14 protein-coding genes are annotated in these 17,717 nt (G+C 73.4%); 10 read left to right on the top strand and 4 right to left on the bottom strand.

Going from position 1 to position 17,717, the window contains the following annotated elements; all coding sequences use genetic code 11:
- Nucleotides 1–20 precede the first annotated feature (20 nt).
- Nucleotides 21–356, top strand: a complete 336-nt coding sequence (locus BMY04_RS19695) for an ArsR/SmtB family transcription factor (protein WP_198410290.1) — start codon at nucleotides 21–23, stop codon at nucleotides 354–356.
- Between the two features lie 22 nt (nucleotides 357–378).
- On the opposite strand, the gene BMY04_RS19690 is transcribed toward BMY04_RS19695, so the two are convergent.
- A complete protein-coding gene (locus tag BMY04_RS19690) occupies nucleotides 379–1,845 on the bottom strand; it encodes an MDR family MFS transporter (protein ID WP_232506528.1) in 1,467 nt (488 codons plus the stop codon).
- 158 nt (nucleotides 1,846–2,003) lie between these two features.
- Here BMY04_RS19690 and BMY04_RS19685 point away from each other — a divergent pair, with 158 nt between their 5' ends.
- Complete coding sequence (locus tag BMY04_RS19685) at nucleotides 2,004–3,341, top strand: MFS transporter (RefSeq protein WP_232506527.1); 1,338 nt, start codon at nucleotides 2,004–2,006, stop codon at nucleotides 3,339–3,341.
- Nucleotides 3,342–3,696: 355 nt separating this feature from the next.
- Entirely contained in the window at nucleotides 3,697–5,319 is a 1,623-nt protein-coding gene (gene groL / locus BMY04_RS19680) for a chaperonin GroEL (protein WP_091185558.1), read from the top strand.
- Nucleotides 5,320–5,530: 211 nt separating this feature from the next.
- Here groL and BMY04_RS19675 read toward each other — a convergent pair whose 3' ends face one another.
- Together BMY04_RS19675 and BMY04_RS19670 are read right to left on the bottom strand one after the other, a co-directional pair.
- The gene (locus tag BMY04_RS19675) at nucleotides 5,531–6,913 is read right to left on the bottom strand and encodes a hypothetical protein (protein ID WP_091185556.1); all 1,383 of its coding nucleotides are present in this window, start codon (nucleotides 6,911–6,913) and stop codon (nucleotides 5,531–5,533) included.
- Nucleotides 6,914–6,936: 23 nt separating this feature from the next.
- Nucleotides 6,937–8,136 carry an MFS transporter gene (locus BMY04_RS19670; protein ID WP_170854233.1) on the bottom strand — a complete coding sequence of 400 codons (1,200 nt, stop codon included), beginning with the start codon at nucleotides 8,134–8,136 and terminating at the stop codon, nucleotides 6,937–6,939.
- A gap of 202 nt (nucleotides 8,137–8,338) precedes the next feature.
- Here BMY04_RS19670 and BMY04_RS19665 point away from each other — a divergent pair, with 202 nt between their 5' ends.
- Nucleotides 8,339–9,832 (top strand): right-handed parallel beta-helix repeat-containing protein, encoded by a 1,494-nt coding sequence (locus BMY04_RS19665; protein WP_091185551.1) that lies wholly within the window; start codon nucleotides 8,339–8,341, stop codon nucleotides 9,830–9,832.
- 67 nt (nucleotides 9,833–9,899) lie between these two features.
- Here the strand turns inward: BMY04_RS19665 and BMY04_RS19660 are convergent, their stop codons facing one another.
- The gene (locus tag BMY04_RS19660) at nucleotides 9,900–10,652 is read right to left on the bottom strand and encodes a DeoR/GlpR family DNA-binding transcription regulator (protein ID WP_091185546.1); all 753 of its coding nucleotides are present in this window, start codon (nucleotides 10,650–10,652) and stop codon (nucleotides 9,900–9,902) included.
- A gap of 202 nt (nucleotides 10,653–10,854) precedes the next feature.
- Between BMY04_RS19660 and BMY04_RS19655 the strand changes: the two genes are divergently transcribed.
- From BMY04_RS19655 to BMY04_RS19630, 6 genes are read left to right on the top strand one after another with little or no spacing between them, the layout of a single operon-like run.
- Nucleotides 10,855–12,207 (top strand): ABC transporter substrate-binding protein, encoded by a 1,353-nt coding sequence (locus tag BMY04_RS19655; RefSeq protein WP_139210011.1) that lies wholly within the window; start codon nucleotides 10,855–10,857, stop codon nucleotides 12,205–12,207.
- Nucleotides 12,208–12,212: 5 nt separating this feature from the next.
- Nucleotides 12,213–13,169 carry a carbohydrate ABC transporter permease gene (locus BMY04_RS19650; protein WP_139210009.1) on the top strand — a complete coding sequence of 319 codons (957 nt, stop codon included), beginning with the start codon at nucleotides 12,213–12,215 and terminating at the stop codon, nucleotides 13,167–13,169.
- The gene (locus BMY04_RS19645) at nucleotides 13,166–14,074 is read left to right on the top strand and encodes a carbohydrate ABC transporter permease (RefSeq protein ID WP_091185535.1); all 909 of its coding nucleotides are present in this window, start codon (nucleotides 13,166–13,168) and stop codon (nucleotides 14,072–14,074) included. The genes BMY04_RS19650 and BMY04_RS19645 overlap by 4 nt, the downstream gene beginning before the upstream one ends.
- Entirely contained in the window at nucleotides 14,071–15,495 is a 1,425-nt protein-coding gene (locus BMY04_RS19640; protein ID WP_091185531.1) for a family 4 glycosyl hydrolase, read from the top strand. The genes BMY04_RS19645 and BMY04_RS19640 overlap by 4 nt, the downstream gene beginning before the upstream one ends.
- A complete protein-coding gene (locus tag BMY04_RS19635; RefSeq protein ID WP_091185527.1) occupies nucleotides 15,492–16,697 on the top strand; it encodes an SIS domain-containing protein in 1,206 nt (401 codons plus the stop codon). The genes BMY04_RS19640 and BMY04_RS19635 overlap by 4 nt, the downstream gene beginning before the upstream one ends.
- On the top strand, nucleotides 16,694–17,698 hold the full coding sequence (locus tag BMY04_RS19630) for an N-acetylglucosamine kinase (RefSeq protein WP_198410289.1): 1,005 nt from the start codon (nucleotides 16,694–16,696) through the stop codon (nucleotides 17,696–17,698). Before BMY04_RS19635 ends, BMY04_RS19630 begins: the two co-directional genes overlap by 4 nt.
- Nucleotides 17,699–17,717 lie beyond the last annotated feature (19 nt).

Raw genomic sequence — 17,717 nt, 5'->3', positions numbered from 1 at the left:
CGAACAATTGAGGAGGACGCGTGGAGCCCGCCGACCGCTACCCGGTGCCCGACATGGCCGACGTGCAGCTGGTCGCGGTGCTGTCGGCCGTCGCCGACCCGATCCGGCTCCAGATCGTCCGCGACCTCTCCGACGGGGAGCCGCACGCCAAGTCGGAGGAGGGCTGGGCGGCGTTCGGGGTGCAGAAGTCGACGCTGTCGCACCACTTCAAGGCGCTGCGCGAGGCCGGCCTGACCCGCACCGTCGTCACCGGTCGTACGCACGCGATCCAGCTCCGGCGCGCCGAGCTCGACGAGCGCTTCCCCGGCCTCGTGGACGCCCTGGTGGCGGGTCAGGACGGCGAGCGCATCTGGTAGTGGGCGGTGCGGCACGAGCGGCTCAGGCGACGGTCTTGACCTGGCGCGGCATGAGGAGCACCGCCACGAGCATCACGGCCGCGCCGAGCACCGAGGCCAGGAAGACGTGCTGCAGCGCGTTCGCCATGACCGACGGGGCGATCGAGCTGGCCGTCGTGGTGTGGCCGCCGACCTTGGTGCCGAGTCCGGCGTTGGCGATGGCGCCGAAGACGGCGATGCCGAGCGCGCTGCCCATCGAGCGGGCGAACATCGAGGTGCCGGTGACGACGCCGCGGACGTTCCACTCGACGGACGACTGCGCGGCGACCAGCGTCGGGGCGGCGATGAAGCCCATGCCGATCCCGATGACGAAGCACGTCGCGCCGACCTGCCAGATGGAGGTGGTCGGGCGCAGCAGGGTCAGCCCGGCCACGCCGACGAGGGCGATGACCGTGCCGAGCAGCGCGGTCGAGCGGAACCCGATGCGCAGGTAGACCCGGCCCGACAGCGACGCGGCGATCGGCCAGCCGAGGGTCAGCGCGGCGAGCGCGAAGCCGGCGACGAGCGCGTTGTGGCCGAGGACGTTCTGGGCGTAGAGCGGGACGTACGAGGTCAGCCCGATCAGCACGGCGCCGACGGCGAGGCTGGCGATGCTCGTGCTCACCAGGAGGCGGTTGCGGAAGATCCAGGTCGGCAGGATCGGCTCGGCCGCGCGCCGCTCGACGAACGCGAAGGCGACGACGAGGGCCACGCCGAGGAGCGGGAGGCCGAGGCCGGGCAGGGTCAGCCACGACCACAGGACGCCACCCTCGAGCAGGCCGAGGATCAGCAGCGACGAGCCGAGCGTCAGCAGGACCGCGCCCGCGACGTCGACCTGGTGCCGCACGCGCTCGACCCTCTCGTGGAACCGGCGCGAGATCATCACGAAGGCCAGCAGGGCGAGCGGGATGTTGATGAAGAAGATCCAGCGCCAGTCGAGCGTCTCGACGAACACGCCGCCGAGCGTCGGGCCGACGACGGAGGAGATCGCCCAGACGCTGGCCAGGTAGCCCTGGACCTTGGCCCGCTCCTGCAGGGAGTAGATGTCGCCGACGATGGTCATGCAGGTGGGCTGGATGGCGCCGGCGCCCAGGCCCTGCAGCGCCCGGAAGGCGATCAGGGCGGGCATGCTCCAGGCCGCGCCGCAGAGCACGGAAGCGACGCCGAAGACCGCGATGCCGGCCAGGATGACCGGCTTGCGGCCGTACGAGTCGCTCAGCTTGGCGAAGATCGGCACCGTCACGGCCTGCGTCAGCAGGAAGATCGAGAACAGCCAGGGGAACTGCGAGAAGCCGCCGAGGTCGTTGACGACCGAGGGCACCGCCGTGGCGAGGATGGTCGCGTCGATGGCGATGAGGCCCATGCTGAGCATGACGCCCAGCAGGATCGGGCCGCGCTCGGAGCGCAGGCCCACCGAGGCCCGCGTGATCGCGGGTGCTGCGTCGACAGAGGTCTGGGTCTGGCTGGCCACGTCTGGTCGGAACTGCACGTGTAGCCGGTCCATTCCTCGCGAATGTTTCTTTACGGTCACGAGTTGCCGAGCGCCTCTCAGGAATGCGGGCAGCGTCGCCATGGTTGCCGTCGCTGCGCAGGGGTCTGCGCGGAGTCCGACGTCGACGAGGAGCCCTCGTGAGCGGTACGAGCACGGTGTCGTCAGCCCCATGGTCCCGGACGTCCCGGGTGCACCGCGCCTGGGTCGTGGCCGGGGTGGCCTTCGCCGCCCTGGTCGGAGCGGCGGCGTTCCGCGCCGCGCCCGGGGCCCTCATGGTCCCGCTGAACACCGGCCTCGGGTGGTCGATGGTGACGATGTCGGCGGCCGTCAGCGTGAACCTCGTCCTCTACGGGCTCACCGCACCGTTCGCGGCCGCGCTCATGCAGCGCTTCGGGCTTCGCCGGGTCACGGGCGTCGCCCTCGTCCTGGTGGCGGCGGGCGCCGGGCTGTCGGTCTTCGCCCGGGCCGCCTGGCAGCTCACGCTCACCTGGGGCCTGCTCGTCGGGCTCGGCACGGGGTCGATGGCGCTGGTCTTCGCCGCGACCGTGGCGAACGCGTGGTTCGTGCGGCGCCGGGGCCTGGTGCTCGGGATCCTCACCGCCGGGGGCGCGGCCGGGCAGCTGGTGTTCCTGCCCGTCGTGGCCTACCTCGCCGAGGTGACGAGCTGGAAGGTCGCCTCGCTGGTGATCGCCGGCGCGGCGCTGGCGGTCCTGCCCCTGGTCCTGGTGGTGCTGCGCGACCGCCCCTCCGACGTGGGGCTGCCGCCGTACGGGGGTGCCGAGGTCCTCCCGCCGCCACCCCCGCCGACGCGCAACCCCGCGGTCGTCGCACTCACCGCGCTCCGGCAGGCCGCGCGGGTCCGGGCGTTCTGGGCGCTCGCCGCGGCGTTCGCGATCTGCGGCGCGACGACCAACGGGCTGATCGGGGTGCACTTCATCCCCTCCGCGCACGACCACGGCATGGCCACGACCACCGCCGCCGGCCTGCTCACCGTGGTGGGGGTCTTCGACATCGTCGGGACCATCGCGTCGGGCTGGTTCACCGACCGCGTCGACCCGCGGCTGCTGCTGCTGGCCTACTACACGTTCCGTGGCGTGGGGCTGCTCCTGCTGCCCTGGCTGCTGTCGGCCTCGGTGCACCCGAGCATGGTGGTCTTCATCGTCGTCTACGGGCTCGACTGGGTCGCGACGGTTCCGCCGACGGTCACGCTCTGCCGCCGGATCTTCGGCGAGCAGGGGACGATCGTCTTCGGCTGGGTCTTCGCGAGCCACCAGCTCGGGGCCGCCACCGCCGCGCTGGCCGCCGGCATCGTACGCGACACCTTCGGCACCTACACCTTCGCCTGGTTCGGTGGTGCGGCGCTCTGCGCGGTCGCCGCCGTCCTCTCCATCGCGCTCGGGCGGCCACCCGCCGAGCCGCAGCCCGTACGCAGCCCCGTCGCGGAGGCGGAGGCGGCCGCCGAGCTCACGCCCTGAACGCCGCGGGCGGGTGCCACCTCCGCGACGGTTCCGCGGAATTCTGACCCCTCGTCGGGCAGGTCGGTCGACCCTCACGCTCTGCGGTGGCGTCCTCGTCCGACGAGCGGTCAGAACTGCGCGCCGCCGTCCCGGAGCCGGAACCAGAGCCGCCGTTCGGGACGGTCGCCCCGGGCTCGCGCGGGCGCGGGGGAGTGTTTGCACTCACCCAGGGCGAGTGCTAAACATGGGGTTAGCACTCGGCAGGTGAGAGTGCCACCTCTCCGCCCGGCGAGGCCCCCATGGGTCGTCCGTCGCGGGCGTCGGTCGGGGAAGCAGCAGGAACCACTCACGTCCAGCAGAGGATTCGCCACACATGCCGAAACTCATCTCATTCAACACCGAGGCCCGGCGCGGGCTGGAGCGTGGCATGAACACGCTCGCCGACGCCGTGAAGGTGACCCTCGGCCCCAAGGGCCGCAACGTCGTGCTCGAGAAGAAGTGGGGCGCCCCCACGATCACCAACGACGGCGTCTCGATCGCCAAGGAGATCGAGCTCGAGGACCCCTACGAGAAGATCGGCGCCGAGCTCGTCAAGGAGGTCGCCAAGAAGACCGACGACGTCGCGGGTGACGGCACCACCACCGCGACCGTCCTCGCCCAGGCGATGGTCCGCGAGGGCCTGCGCAACGTGACCGCCGGCGCCAACCCGATGAGCCTCAAGCGCGGCATCGACAAGGCCGTCTCGGCCATCGTCGAGCAGCTGCAGAGCGCCGCCGTCGACGTGGAGACCAAGGAGCAGATCGCCGCCACCGCGTCGATCTCCGCCGGGGACAGCACCGTCGGCGAGATCATCGCCGAGGCGATGGACAAGGTCGGCAAGGAAGGCGTCATCACCGTCGACGAGTCGAACACCTTCGGCCTCGAGCTCGAGCTCACCGAGGGCATGCGCTTCGACAAGGGCTACATCTCGCCCTACTTCGTCACGGACACCGAGCGCATGGAGACCGTGCTCGACGACCCGTACGTCCTGATCGTCAACAGCAAGGTGTCGGCCCTCAAGGACCTGCTCCCGCTGCTCGAGAAGGTCATCCAGGCCGGCAAGCCGCTCGTGGTCATCGCCGAGGACGTCGACGGCGAGGCCCTGGCCGCGCTGATCGTCAACAAGATCCGCGGCACCTTCAAGTCCGTCGCTGTCAAGGCCCCGGGCTTCGGTGACCGTCGCAAGGCCATGCTCGGCGACATCGCCATCCTCACCGGTGGCCAGGTCGTCTCCGAGGAGGTCGGCCTCAAGCTCGACGGCGTCGGGCTCGAGCTGCTCGGCCAGGCCCGTTCGGTCGTCGTCACCAAGGACGAGACCACGATCATCGAGGGCGCGGGCGCGTCGGACCAGATCGCGGGCCGGGTCAACCAGATCCGCACCGAGATCGAGAACTCCGACTCCGACTACGACCGCGAGAAGCTGCAGGAGCGCCTGGCCAAGCTGGCCGGCGGTGTCGCGGTGATCAAGGTCGGCGCGGCCACGGAGGTCGAGCTCAAGGAGCGCAAGCACCGCATCGAGGACGCCGTCCGCAACGCCAAGGCTGCGGTCGAGGAGGGCATCGTCGCCGGCGGCGGCGTGGGCCTGCTCCAGGCGGCCAAGGACGCCAAGGTCGACCTGTCCGGCGACGAGCAGATCGGCGCGGAGATCGTCTTCACGGCGGCCTCGGCCCCGCTGAAGCAGATCGCCTTCAACGCCGGCCTCGAGGGCGGCGTCGTGGCGGAGAAGGTGCGCAACCTCCCCGCCGGCGAGGGCCTGAACGCGGCCACGGGCGAGTACGTCGACCTGGTCAAGACCGGCATCATCGACCCGGTCAAGGTCACCCGCTCGGCGCTGCAGAACGCGGCCTCCATCGCGAGCCTCTTCCTCACCACCGAGGCCGTCATCGCCGACAAGCCGGAGAAGGCCGCCCCGGCCATGCCCGGTGGCGACGGCGGCATGGGCGGCATGGACTTCTGAGTCCCTGCTCCACCCGCACCACCAGCACGACCTGACCGAGAGGCGGTCCCCCGCGAGGGGGGCCGCCTCTTGGCGTTCCTGGGGGCGCCCGGGCCCCAAGGACGCCCGCTGGCACCCGCCCTCGCCCGTACTTGTCCGACCCTCGCCGAGCGGTAGGTTGCCGCGCGCTTCCCGGCCAGAAAGGCGCGGCAACCTACCTCTCGACGGGAGGTCAGGCGCCGGGCAGGGCGGCGAGCAGGCGTTCCGGGCGGCTGGCGTAGTCACCCAGCTGCCGCTCGTCCGGCAGCGGCGTCGGCCACCGGTCGGCCGACCAGCCGCTCGGCGGGTCGGCCTCGTCGTAGGTCCAGGTGGCGTCGGGGCTGGGCTCGACGGTCTGGACCCGGCCGGTGACGTCGGTCCGCCAGGTGACCGGGACGTCGGTGAACGCGGGCAGGCCGGGGAACCGCACGTCCACGCGGCGGGTGCCCGGCGGCAGCGGGCCGACGTGGGTGGCCAGGTGCGCGGACCCGCCGCCGTAGCGCAGCCCGCGCGACCACAGCCCGAGCCCGGAGCAGAGGCACTCGTACGCCGGACGGTCGGCGAAGGTCGCGGTCGTCCACCGGACCCGCACCGGGTCCTTCCGGCCCTGCACCCGCAGCTGCGGGCCGCTCGCCGGGTTGTCGGTGAGGACCCTGACACCGGCGGGCGGCGGCGTCGACAGGGGCGGGCCGGGCTGGCTGCCGAGCCCCGGCTGGTCGTCGACGGAGTGCAGCGTCCAGACGACGGAGGTGAGGCCGCGGCCGGCGACGACCGCGTTGACCACGACGGTCTGCTGGCGCCCGCCGGCGTCGCGCGCCGTCCACGTCTTCGCGCCGGTCTCCGGGTTGCCCGCCACCGGCGGGCGGGTGAGGTCGGGCGTCTGCTCCGCGACGGGCGTGATGCCGAGCGGGGAGACCGGCACCCCGGGGACGACGGCGACGTTCGGCAGCACCACGTCGAGCCGGCTGGTGCCCTCCGCCAGCGGCGGGAACGCGAGCTGCAGCAGGGTCGTCTCGCCGAACCGCAGCTGTGGTGCGACGACGAAGAGCGGCGTGCACAGGCAGCGTCGGAACCGTTGCCGGACGACGTCGGCCAGCGGCCGGTAGACCCGGCCTCCCTCGACGTCGAGCAGGGCGACGGCCTGCTCCGCGGCGAGCGTGCGGGTCAGGCCCAGGTCCGTCCCCGAGGGCACCAGGTCGCCCGCCCGGCGCCCGGGCCCGGCCAGCGGCGTCACCGACCAGTCGAGGACGGTGACGCCGGTGCTGCGCCGGATCGCGTGCACGGCGAAGCGGACGGTGACGCCGTTGCCGTCGGCGGTGGTCCACAGCGCCTCGGCGAGGACGGGGAGGCGGGGCCGCGCGGCGGGAACGCTGCTCGAGGGCTCGGTCGCGGACGGGGCCGGCTCCGGCACGGGTGCGACGCTCGGCGCCGGGGTCGTGAATAGCCCCGGCTCCTGCCCGCCCCAGCTGCAGCCGGCCAGCAGGACCAGGACGAGCACGGCGGCGAGCGCCGCGGCGCGTCGACGGCGCCGGGCGTGCCTGGACGCGACGACCGGTCCGCGCAGCGCCCTCGCCACGCCCGAAGCGTAGACGGCCGCGCTCAGGCCCCGACCTGCGTGACGGCCCGTCCCGGGGTCGCGGCGGCGCCGGCCCAGCGGCTGCAGGCGAGCGCCGTGCCGAGCAGGGCCAGGACGCCGGCGGCGCCGAACAGCAGCACCGGGGCGACGCGGCCGTACGCGAGCCCGCCGAGCGAGGCGCCGGCGATGGGCGCGACGCCCATGAGGACGGTCTGCAGCAGCGCCTGCCCGCGGGCCTGCAGGTCGGCCGGGAACGCGCGCCGCACGCTCACGACCAGCCCGACGTAGACCAGGGCGTACCCGCCGCCGCGCAACGCGCTCACCGCGACGAGTCCCCAGGCGTCGCTGACCGCGCCGTAACCGACCAGCGCCACCGCGAACATCACGCCGCCGAGCAGCACCGCCGGACGCCCTCCCATGTGCGCGGCGAGCCACGAGCTGCGGTGCATCAGCGGGATCTCCGCCAGCGCCCCGACCACGGAGGCGGCGCCGACGACGGCCACCGCGCCGCCGACGTCGACGATGCGCAGGGGCAGGACCGTGAAGGACGTCGCCATCGCCACCCCGAAGACGAGCACCCCCGCGAGCAGGACGAGCACGCGGGGCGGCAGCAGCCGCGCGGCCGAGGCCGGCGCGTCCGCAGCAGGCGCAGCGGGCCCGGTGGTGACGCTCGCGGCGGCCGACATCCCCCGGGTGCCGAGCGCGGCGACGACGCAGGTCGCCGCGTACGCGGGCAGGACCAGCCACAGCCCCGTCCGCTGGAGCACGAGGCCCCCCACGCCGACGGTGAGGGCGAAGCCAGCGCTGGCCCACATCCGGATGCGGCCGTAGTCCGCGGCGCCCGTCCGGGTCCGGACGGCCAGCGCGTCGGACAACGCCTCGCCGGGCGCGCGCGCCGCCGCCAGCAGCAGGGCGCAGACGACGACCGCGACGGGCGACGACCCGGCGCCGAGCAGGGCCAGGGCGGTGAGCGCGGACAGCACGAACGACCAGCGCAGCGCCCGGACGACCCCGAGCCGGCCGTCGGCCAGACGTCCCCAGAGCGCGATGACGCCGACGCCGACACCCGACATGAGCCCCGACACGAGACCTGCCGCGGCGGGGGAGAGGCCGCGGCCGGTGAGGTAGAGGACCAGGTACGGCAGCAGGGTGCCGATCCCGCCGCCGACGGAGGCGTAGAGCAGACGCAGCCTCCGGCCCTCGTGCAGGGCGTCGGGGGTCACGACGAGCCACGCTAGGAAGCGCGGCGGTGCCCGGCAAGCGATCGGTCACCCGCGCTGAGCGGATCGGCCGAACCGCTCAGCGCCGCTGAGCACCTTGCGCCGGACACGTGCCAGCCGGGGTGCGACCGCCGCAGGATCGTGCCGAGCCGGCCCGACGCCCCGAGGTGGTGGCGCCGCGCTGACCGGCCGGTGAGGACACGCCATGCCCGACGTCCCGTACGCCCTCCCTCGCTCCCCACGCTCGCCGCGCCGCCGACGCACGGCCGCCCTCGGCGTCGCGCTGCTCCTCGGCGTCGGGGCGAGCGTCGCCGCGACCGCACCGGCCTCGGCCGACCCGGGGCGTACGCCCGCGCGCACGCTGGTCGTCTCGACGCACGGCGACGACGCCGCGTCCGGCTCGGCCCGTCACCCGCTGGCCAGCGTCGCGGCGGCCGTGCGCCGCCTCCCCGCCGGCGGCACGGTGCTGCTGCGCGGCGGCCGCTACGACGAGCGCATCAGCCTCGGTGCCGCGGTCCACGACCTCGTGATCAAGCCCTACCGGCACGAGCACCCGGTGCTCGACGGCACGGGCCTGGCCGTGCCCGACGGCCGCAGCGCGATGGTGGCGCTCGACGGGAGCCGCGACGTCACGGTGGAGGGCCTCGAGGTCACGGGCTACCGCACGACGGCGATCGACGCGATGCCGATCGGCGTCTACGTCCACGGCGCCGCGCGCGACGTCACGCTGCGCGGCCTGCACGTGCACCACCTCGGCAACGACAACGGCACGCTCGGCAGCTTCGACCTCAACGCCCACGGCATCGCCGTCTACGGCGACTCGGTGGACCACCCGATCACCGGGCTGCGGATCGAGGACAACGAGGTCGACCACCTCGTGCTGGGCGCCAGCGAGTCGGTCGTCGTCAACGGCAACGTGGACGGCTGGCGGGTCAGCCGCAACGACATCCACGACAACAACAACATCGGCATCGACGCGATCGGCTACGAGCCGACGCTGCCCGAGCCGTACCGCTACAGCGACCGAAACCGCGCCCGCAACGGCGTCATCGACCACAACACGGTGCGCAACATCATCTCGAAGGGCAACCCCTCGTACTACGAGGACGGCGGCTGGTGCAACTGCGCCGACGGCATCTACGTCGACGGCGGCACCCGGATCCGGGTCGAGCGCAACCGGGTCTCGGGCAGCGACATCGGCGTCGAGGTCGCGGCCGAGAACGCCAAGGGGAGCGCGGACCACGTGCTGGTGTCGCGCAACGTGATCACCCGCAGCGCGTACGTCGGGATCGCGACGGGCGGCTACTGCAACGGTTCCGAGGCCTGCGGCGGCGAGCAGACCGGCCGCTCCCACGACAACCGCTTCGAGCGCAACACGCTGTACGCCAACAACCAGCTCGACGACGGCTCGCCGGAGGTCCTGGTGCAGTACTACGCCTACCGCAACACGTTCTCCCGCAACCGGGTGTGGGCGACGAACGACGCCCACGCGGTGCTCGGCACGGTGGACGGTGCCGGGGACGACGGGCTGAGCACGCCGCTGCGCGCCGACCACAACCGCTACTGGACGACCGGCGGCCACCGGCGGGAGGCGACGTTCGGGTCGTTGGGGACGACGTACACGGGCTTCGACACCTACCGCAAGGCGACGGGGCAGGACCGGCACAGCCGCTTCGCGAAGTTCCACCTGCCGCGCTGAGAACTTCTGCAGGGTTGACCACCTGACAGGTGGTCAACCCGGCAGAAGTTCGGTCCGGGTCGGCGCATCAGACCGCGATCACGGCGACGCCGGCCTGGCGGATCGGCTCGAGCGCGTCGGCGGGGGCGCCGCGGTCGGTGACGAGGTCGGTGATGCCGGCGAGGGGGCTGATCCGGGCGAACGTCACCTTGCCGATCTTGGAGCTGTCGGCGACCACGATCCGGCGGCGGGCCTGCTGCAGGAAGGCCGCGTCGGTCGTGGCCTCCATCTCGTCGTACGTCGTGCAGCCCTCGGCGGAGAGCCCGTCGACGCCGATGAAGGCGAGGTCGAGGTGGTAGTTGGCGAGCATCGTCTCCGCGGCCGGCCCGACGAGCTCCCGGGAGCGGCGGACGATGCCGCCGATCATGACCAGCCGGATCCCGGCGTTGCCGGCGAGCTCGGAGGCGACGTCGAGCGAGTTCGTCACGACGGTGAGGCCTCGGCGTCCGACGAGCACGCGGGCCAGCTCGAGGGTCGTCGACCCGCCCGTGATGCCGAGCACCGCGCCCTCGCCGACGAGGCGGTCGGCGGCCCGGGCGATGCGGCGCTTCTCCGGCTGCCGCAGCACGGCCTTCACGCGGGCCGGCACCTCGGCGTCGGTCTGCTGCGAGACCGCGCCCCCGTGGGTGCGGACGAGCAGCTGGTTGCGGCTGAGCGTCTGCAGGTCGCGGCGCACGGTGGCCCCCGACACGCCCAGACGGCCCGCGAGGTCGGCCACGTCGACACGGCCGGAGGAGCCCACCTGCTCGAGGATCGCGTTGAGCCGCTCGCCGCGCTGCACGTGCGGACTGTAGCAGCAGCCGTGTGCGTGTTCTTAACAGTCTTGATGCGCGAGTGCTCATTGTCGTGCGCATTTGCGCTGATCTGTTGACCTCGGCGGGACCAACTGCTTGATTCTGCTCCACGAACGCGCAGCGCTGGGCGAACTGCTCATGTGTGCGCACATGGGCACGACCTGGTCGACGAAGACGTGGAGGAGTGACATGGGAGCAGGACGAGGCACGGGGACGACCCGGCGCAGGGCCCTCCAGCTGGTGGCGGGGGCGTCGCTGAGCGCGCTGCTGCTCGCGGGCTGCGGCGGGGGCGGCGGCGGCGGCCAGGCGGGCGGTGGGTCGACGCAGACCAGCGGCGTGACGATCACGGTGGCGCTCGCGGCGGACCCGCCGCCCAAGGCCGCGCTCGACGACTTCACCAAGCAGACCGGCATCACGGTCAACTGGGTGAACATCGACTGGGACAGCCTGCAGACCAAGATCAGCGCCGCGGCGACGGCCAAGACCTACTTCGCCGACGCGACCGACGTCGACTGGTCGCGCGTCGGCCAGCTGGGCAAGCTCGGCTGGTTCTACCCGATGGGCGACTACCTCGACGTCGAGTCGATGAAGGCCGACATGCCGCAGCTCGCGTCGTTCACGAGCGACGGCAAGGTCGTCGGCATCCCGTACGACGCCTCGTTCATGGTCACGACCTACAACAAGAAGCTCTTCGACGCCGCGGGCGTGACGAAGGAGCCGACGACGATGGACGAGTACACCGCGGCGCTGCAGAAGGTGAAGGCCAAGGGCGACGTCGAGCACCCGCTGGACATCCCGTTCGCCGCGTCGGAGGGCCTGTCGACGTACTGGTACGAGACCACCGGCGCCTTCGGCGGGAGCGTGCTCGACGAGTCGGGCAAGCCGCAGTTCACCGACCCGGGCTCGCCCGGCTACAAGGCCGCCCAGTGGATGGTCGACGCGATGAAGAACGGCCTCGTGCCGCCCGGGAACATCAACGTCACCGACAGCCAGGGCCAGCAGACACTGATGGCCAAGGGCGAGGTCGCGAGCATCTTCTCCGACTACTCCGGCACGGTCGGCACGCTCTACGACCTGCCCGACCAGAGCTCGGTCAAGGGCCAGGTCCGCTACCTCGCGACGCCGGGCGTGACGGGCCCGACGGCCAACCTCAGCAACCCCGACGGCGTCGGCATCCCCAAGGAGGCCAAGTACCCGCAGGCGGCGGCGAAGTTCATCGAGTGGTTCACCTCCGAGCAGCAGCAGGTCGACTTCGCCGGCGTCAACGGCCCGGAGAAGGCCTTCACGGCCTTCCCGATCCCGTCGCGGCTCTCGGCGGTCGAGAAGATGACGGCCAGCGGCAACCTCGTCTACGGCGACCAGCTGTCGACGATGCTCGAGGGCTCCAAGCCGGTCTTCCCCGGCGGCGCTCCGACCTGGTACCCGCAGTTCTCCAACGCGGTCTACACGAACCTGCACGCCGCGGCCACGGGGTCGATGAGCGTCGACGACGCCATCAAGGCGATGGGCGACACCGCGACCAAGCTCTCCAGCGGCCAGTGAGCTCGGTGAGCGCAGCGGGGTCCGCGGGCCTCGCGGAGTCGCCGCGGGGCGGTTCCGGGGGCGGCACCACGCCGTCCCCGGCCCGCCGGGGCCGCTCGACCGGGGCGGGGCCGCTGCCGTACGTCCTCGTCGCGCCCGTGATCGTCTTCATCGCCGGGCTGGCGTTCGTCCCGGCGGTGTTCACCATCGTGCAGTCCTTCTTCACGGTGAACGCGCTCGACCCGCCCACGCGCTTCTCCGGGCTGCGGAACTTCCGCGCGCTGGCGGAGAGCGACGCGATCCGCAGCAGCCTCGCGAACACCGCGCTCTACGTCGTGGTCGGCGTCGTGCTGTCCACGGTGCTGGGCATCGTCATGGCGATCCTGCTGCAGCGCCCGTTCCGGGGGCGCAGCCTGGTGATCGCCGTGCTGATCCTCCCGTGGGCGCTGCCGGGCGTGGTCGAGGGCATCCTCTGGAGCGGCATCTTCGACCCGAACGCCGGGCTGGTCTCGGCCGTCATGAACGACGTCGGGCTCGGCGGCGGCCACCTGCTGCTCGGCGAGAACCGGGTCCTGACGATCGTCCTCATCGAGCTCGTCCAGGTCTGGCAGATCACGCCGCTGTCGGTGCTGCTGGTGCTGGCCGCGCTGCAGCTCATCCCCGACGAGCTCTACGAGGCCGCGCAGATCGACGGCTGCAGCCGGTGGGGCGCGATTCGCCAGATCACCCTGCCGCTCGCCCGGCCGGGCATCGCGGTGTGCATGGTCCAGGCCCTGGTGGCGACGCTCAACGTCTTCGACCAGCCGTACGTGCTCAACGGGGCGGCGGCGACGGGCGCGACGGTGACCATGCAGACCTACTTCGTCAGCTTCCAGAACCTCGACTTCGGGCAGGGCTACGCGCTGAGCCTGTTCATCACCGTCCTCACGCTCGTCGGCTCCCTGGTGATCGTGAAGGCCGTCTACCGGAAGGTCGAGCTGTGAGCGCCGCCGTCACCACCCGCTCCGGCACCACCGCCGCCCCGGCGACCGTGCCGGCCCGGCGCCGCCACCGGACGGACCGCATGGGGGCCGGCCGCGTGGTCGGGCTCGTGCTGGCCGTGCTGTGGTCGATCGTCCCGATCTACTGGGCGGTCAAGACGAGCCTGCAGACCGAGGCGGACGCGCGGTCGGCGGACACCCAGTACGTGCCGCTGCACCCGACTCTGCACAACTACGCCCGGCTGCTCACCGACGACAGCGACGTGCCCGGGCAGATCCGCCGCTCGGCGCTGAACATCGTCGTCGAGTGCGGGCTGGCCACGATCGTCACGGTCGTGCTGGCGACGCTCGCGGCGTACGCGTTCGCGCGCTTCAGGTTCCGCGGGCGGAACGTCTTCTTCTACGCCGTGCTGGCCACGATGGCCTTCCCGCCGTACACGACGCTCATCCCGCTCTACCGGATCATGAGCCTCTTCGGGCTGGTCAACACCTACGCCGGCATCGTGCTCGTCTACGTCTCGGGCTTCCTGCCGCTGGCGACCTGGGTGCTGCACAACTACTTCGCCTCCATCCCGCAGGGGATCGAGGAGGCCGGGCTGATCGACGGGGCCGGGCGGCTGCAGGTCCTGCGCCACCTGCTGCTCCCGCTCGCGGTGCCCGGGATCATCTCGACCGCGCTGATCACGTTCCTCTTCGCGTGGGGGCAGTTCCTGTTCCCGCTGGTGCTGTCGAGCGACCTGTCGACGCAGCCGCTGACCGTGGTGATCGCCGCGCTGCAGGGCCGGCACGTCGTCCCCTCGACGCTGCTGAACGCGGCTGGCGTGCTGGCGATCGTCGTCCCGGCCGCCCTGGCGCTGGTGTTCAACCGCTACATCGTCAACGGGCTGCTCGCCGGGAGCGCCAAGTGAGCACCGCGGACCGCTCGGTCGTGCTGGTCGGGGCCGGCAGCACCGTCTTCACGCCAGGTCTGATGGCCGACCTCGTCGGCAACCGGACCTTCGAGGGCTGGACGGTGCACCTGGTCGACCTGAACGCGGAGGCGGCGGAGGTCATGGCCCGGGTCGGCCGGCGGCTGGCGCAGGCGCGCGGCGTGGACGTCACGTTCGTGCCGCACACCGACCGGCGCGAGGCGCTGCCCGGCGCGCGGATCGTGACGACGACGATCGCGGTCGGCGCCGCGGAGGGCTGGCGGCTCGACCTCGAGGTCCCGGGCGCGTACGGGATCGCGCAGACGGTGGGCGACAGCGTGGGTCCGGGCGGGGTGCTGCGCGCGCTGCGCCACGTGCCCGAGCTGGTCGCCATCGCCCGCGACGTCGCCGACCTGGCACCCGGGGCGCAGCTGGTGAACTACTCCAACCCGCTCACCGCGAACGTCCGCGGCGTCACCGCCGAGACCGGCGTCCCGACGATCGGGCTGTGCCACGGCACCATGCACACCCTCGCCAAGCTCAACGCCGACCTCGGCCTGGCCGACCGGGCCTCCGAGGTGCACGCCACCTTCGCCGGGCTCAACCACCTGTGCTGGCTGCTCGACTACCGGCTGGGCACGGAGGACCTCTACCCCCGCCTCGCCGCGCTCGTGGCCGAACGCGCCGGAGGCCGCGACGCCCCGACCTCCGGGGAGGAGGGCGTGCACCTGCCCGTGTCGGCCGACCTCTTCGGAACGTTCGGCCGCTACCCGGCGCCCGGTGACCGGCACGTGGCCGAGTTCTTCGGCTGGTACCTGCGCTCCACCGACGGCGCGGGGGTGGACGAGGACCACCTGCCCTGGGGGCTGCAGCAGGGCCGGGACGACACCCTGCGCTACATCGACCAGAAGTCCGACCTCTGGCAGCGGCTGCACGACCAGGCCGACGGCCGGGTGCCGGTGGGGGAGGCCCGCCGCGACCAGGAGGCCGAGCGGCTGGTGTCCATCGCCGAGGCGCTGGTCACCGGGCGCGAGCACGTCGAGCTCGCCGTCAACGTCCCCAACCGCGGCGCGATCACCAACCTCCCGCCGGACGCGGTCGTCGAGGTCCCCGCCGTGGTCGGCGCGCGCGGCGTGGTCCCGCTGGCGGTCGGCGCGCTGCCCACGGCGATCGCCGCCGTCCTCACCGCGCGGGCGCAGCAGCAGGAGCTGACGGTCCGGGCGGCGCTGCGCGGCGACCGGGACCTCGCCGTGCAGGCGCTCGCGCTCGACCCCCTCGTGCCGAGCCCCGAGGTGGCGCGCGCGATCCTGGACGACGCGGTGCGCGCGCACCCCGGCACGCTCGCGTCCTTCGCCGGGCGGCCCGCGACGGGCACCGCCGCCGACCCCGCAGCCACCCCCGTACGGACGGAGAACGCATGACCACCGCGACCACCTCGGCCAGCGCGGCCCACGACGCCGGTCTCGGGGGCAGCCCCGCCGGTCTCGAGGCGATCGACCCCAGCGGGTCGGCCACGGCGCGCGAGATCGCCCAGCAGCCGCGCGTCTGGCGCGAGCTCGGCGACCTGCTCACGGGGGTCGGTGCAGAGGTCGACGCCTTCCTCGGCCCGCTGCTGGCGCGGCCCGACCTGCGCATCGTGCTGACGGGCGCGGGCTCGTCGGCCTTCGCCGGGGAGCTGCTGGCGCCCGCGCTCGCGCTGGCCACCCGCCACCGCGTGGAGGCCGTCGCCACCACGACCATCGTCAGCGGCCCGGCCGCCGTGTTCGCCGAGGACGTGCCGACGCTGCTCGTGTCCTTCGCGCGCTCCGGGGACAGCCCCGAGAGCGTGGCGGCCGTCCGGCTCGCCGACGCCCAGCTCGGCGCCGTGTGGCACCTGCTCGTCAGCTGCAACGCCGAGGGCGAGCTGGCGCAGACGTTCGCCGGCGACGAGCGGGCCCTCGTCCTCCCGCTGCCGCCCGCGACGCACGACGCCGGGTTCGCCATGACCTCGAGCTTCACCTCGATGGTCCTCGCGTGCTGGTTCGCCCTGACCGGCGTCGACGCGGCGCCCGCCGCCCTCGACCGCCTGGCCGGCGAGGCCGAACGCCTGCTGACCGCCGCGCCGGACGTCGCCGCCCTCGCCGAGAGCCGGCCGGGACGGGTCGTCTACCTGGGCAGCGGCCCCCTGACGGGGATGGCCCGGGAGTCGGCGCTCAAGCTGCTCGAGCTGACCGCCGGCGACGTCCTCGCCTACCACGAGAGCCCGCTCGGCTTCCGGCACGGACCCAAGGCGCTGCTGACCGACGACACCCTCGTCGTCGTGCTGCGCTCGACCGACGCCTACACCTCGCGCTACGACGACGACATCGTCGCCGAGCTGCGCCGCGAGCTCGACCCGCAGCAGGTCGTCGTGCTCGGCGCGGACGCCGCGGCCGGGGGTGGGGCGTCGGCCGGGTGGTCCTGGTCGACGGAGGGGCTCGACGACCTCGGCGACGCGCTGGCCGCGGTCGTCTTCGCGGTCTTCGCCCAGATGTTCGCGCTGCGCAGCTCGGTCGCCCGCGGGCTCACGCCCGACAACCCGTTCCCCTCCGGCGAGGTCAACCGGGTCGTCCAGGGCGTGGTGCTCCACCCCTACCCGGCGTGAGCGCTGGCGTGACGCACGCGCCGGCGTACCTCGGCGTCGACGGCGGCGGCACCAAGACCGCGCTCTGCGTCGTCACGGCGGACGGCCGGCTGCTCGCGCAGCACGAGGCGCCCAGCGTCTACTACCTCGGCGCCGGGCAGGCGAGCGGGCCCGGGCTGGTCCGCGCGCTGCTCGCCGAGGCGGTTCCCGCGGTGTGCGCGGCGGCCGGGGCCTCGCCGGCCGACCTGGCCGGCGCGTTCTTCGGGCTGCCGGCGTACGGGGAGGCGAGCGCGGACACCGCCGAGCTGGACGCGATCCCGGGCGAGCTGCTGGGCCACGACCGATACCGCTGCGACAACGACATGGTGTGCGGCTGGGCCGGTTCGCTGGCGCTGGCCGCCGGGGTCAACGTCATCAGCGGCACGGGCTCGATGACCTACGGCGAGCGGGCCGGACGCCACGTCCGCGTCGGCGGCTGGGGCGAGCTCGTCGGCGACGAGGGCTCGGCGTACTGGCTCGGCATCCGCGGTCTGCAGGCCTGGACGTGGATGTCCGACGGCCGCGCCCCCGTCGGTCCGCTGCACGCGCTGCTCGGCGATCGGCTCGGGCTCGCCGCGCCGCTGGACCTGGTGAGCCTGGTCCACGACACCTGGGGCGGCGACCGCAGCACCATCGCCGCCCTCGCCCCCGTCGTCACCGCCGCCGCCGACGCCGGGGACCCGGTCGCCGCGGAGGTCGTGGACGAGGGCGTGGCCGAGCTCGTCCGCCTGGTGCGGGTCACCGCCGAGCGGCTGGGCTTCGGGCCGGGGGAGGTCGTGCCCGTGTCCACCTCGGGCGGGGTGTTCCGCGCCGGGCGGGTGCGTCGGCTCTTCGCCGAGCGGCTCGCCGCGACGGGGTCGTACGCGCTGCGGGCGCCCCGGTTCAGCCCGGTCGTGGGCGCTGCCCTGTACGCGGCCCGCGAGGCCGGTTCGCCGCTGGACGACGCGGCGCTGGCGCGGCTCGGGGCCGGGAGCGCCCGCTAGGGTTCCGACGAGACGCGCT

Origin of the sequence: Microlunatus flavus, assembly GCF_900110855.1 — a bacterium.
Lineage (GTDB): Bacteria > Actinomycetota > Actinomycetes > Propionibacteriales > Propionibacteriaceae > Microlunatus > Microlunatus flavus.
This window is presented reverse-complemented; position numbering and strand designations above follow the sequence as displayed.

Excerpts from the sequence above, each read along its gene's own strand:
- BMY04_RS19635 (WP_091185527.1), top strand. The coding sequence starts at position 15,492 with ATGACCACCGCGACCACCTCGGCCAGCGCGGCCCACGACGCCGGTCTC.
- BMY04_RS19665 (WP_091185551.1), top strand. The coding sequence starts at position 8,339 with ATGCCCGACGTCCCGTACGCCCTCCCTCGCTCCCCACGCTCGCCGCGC.
- BMY04_RS19655 (WP_139210011.1), top strand. The coding sequence starts at position 10,855 with ATGGGAGCAGGACGAGGCACGGGGACGACCCGGCGCAGGGCCCTCCAG.
- groL (WP_091185558.1), top strand. The coding sequence starts at position 3,697 with ATGCCGAAACTCATCTCATTCAACACCGAGGCCCGGCGCGGGCTGGAG.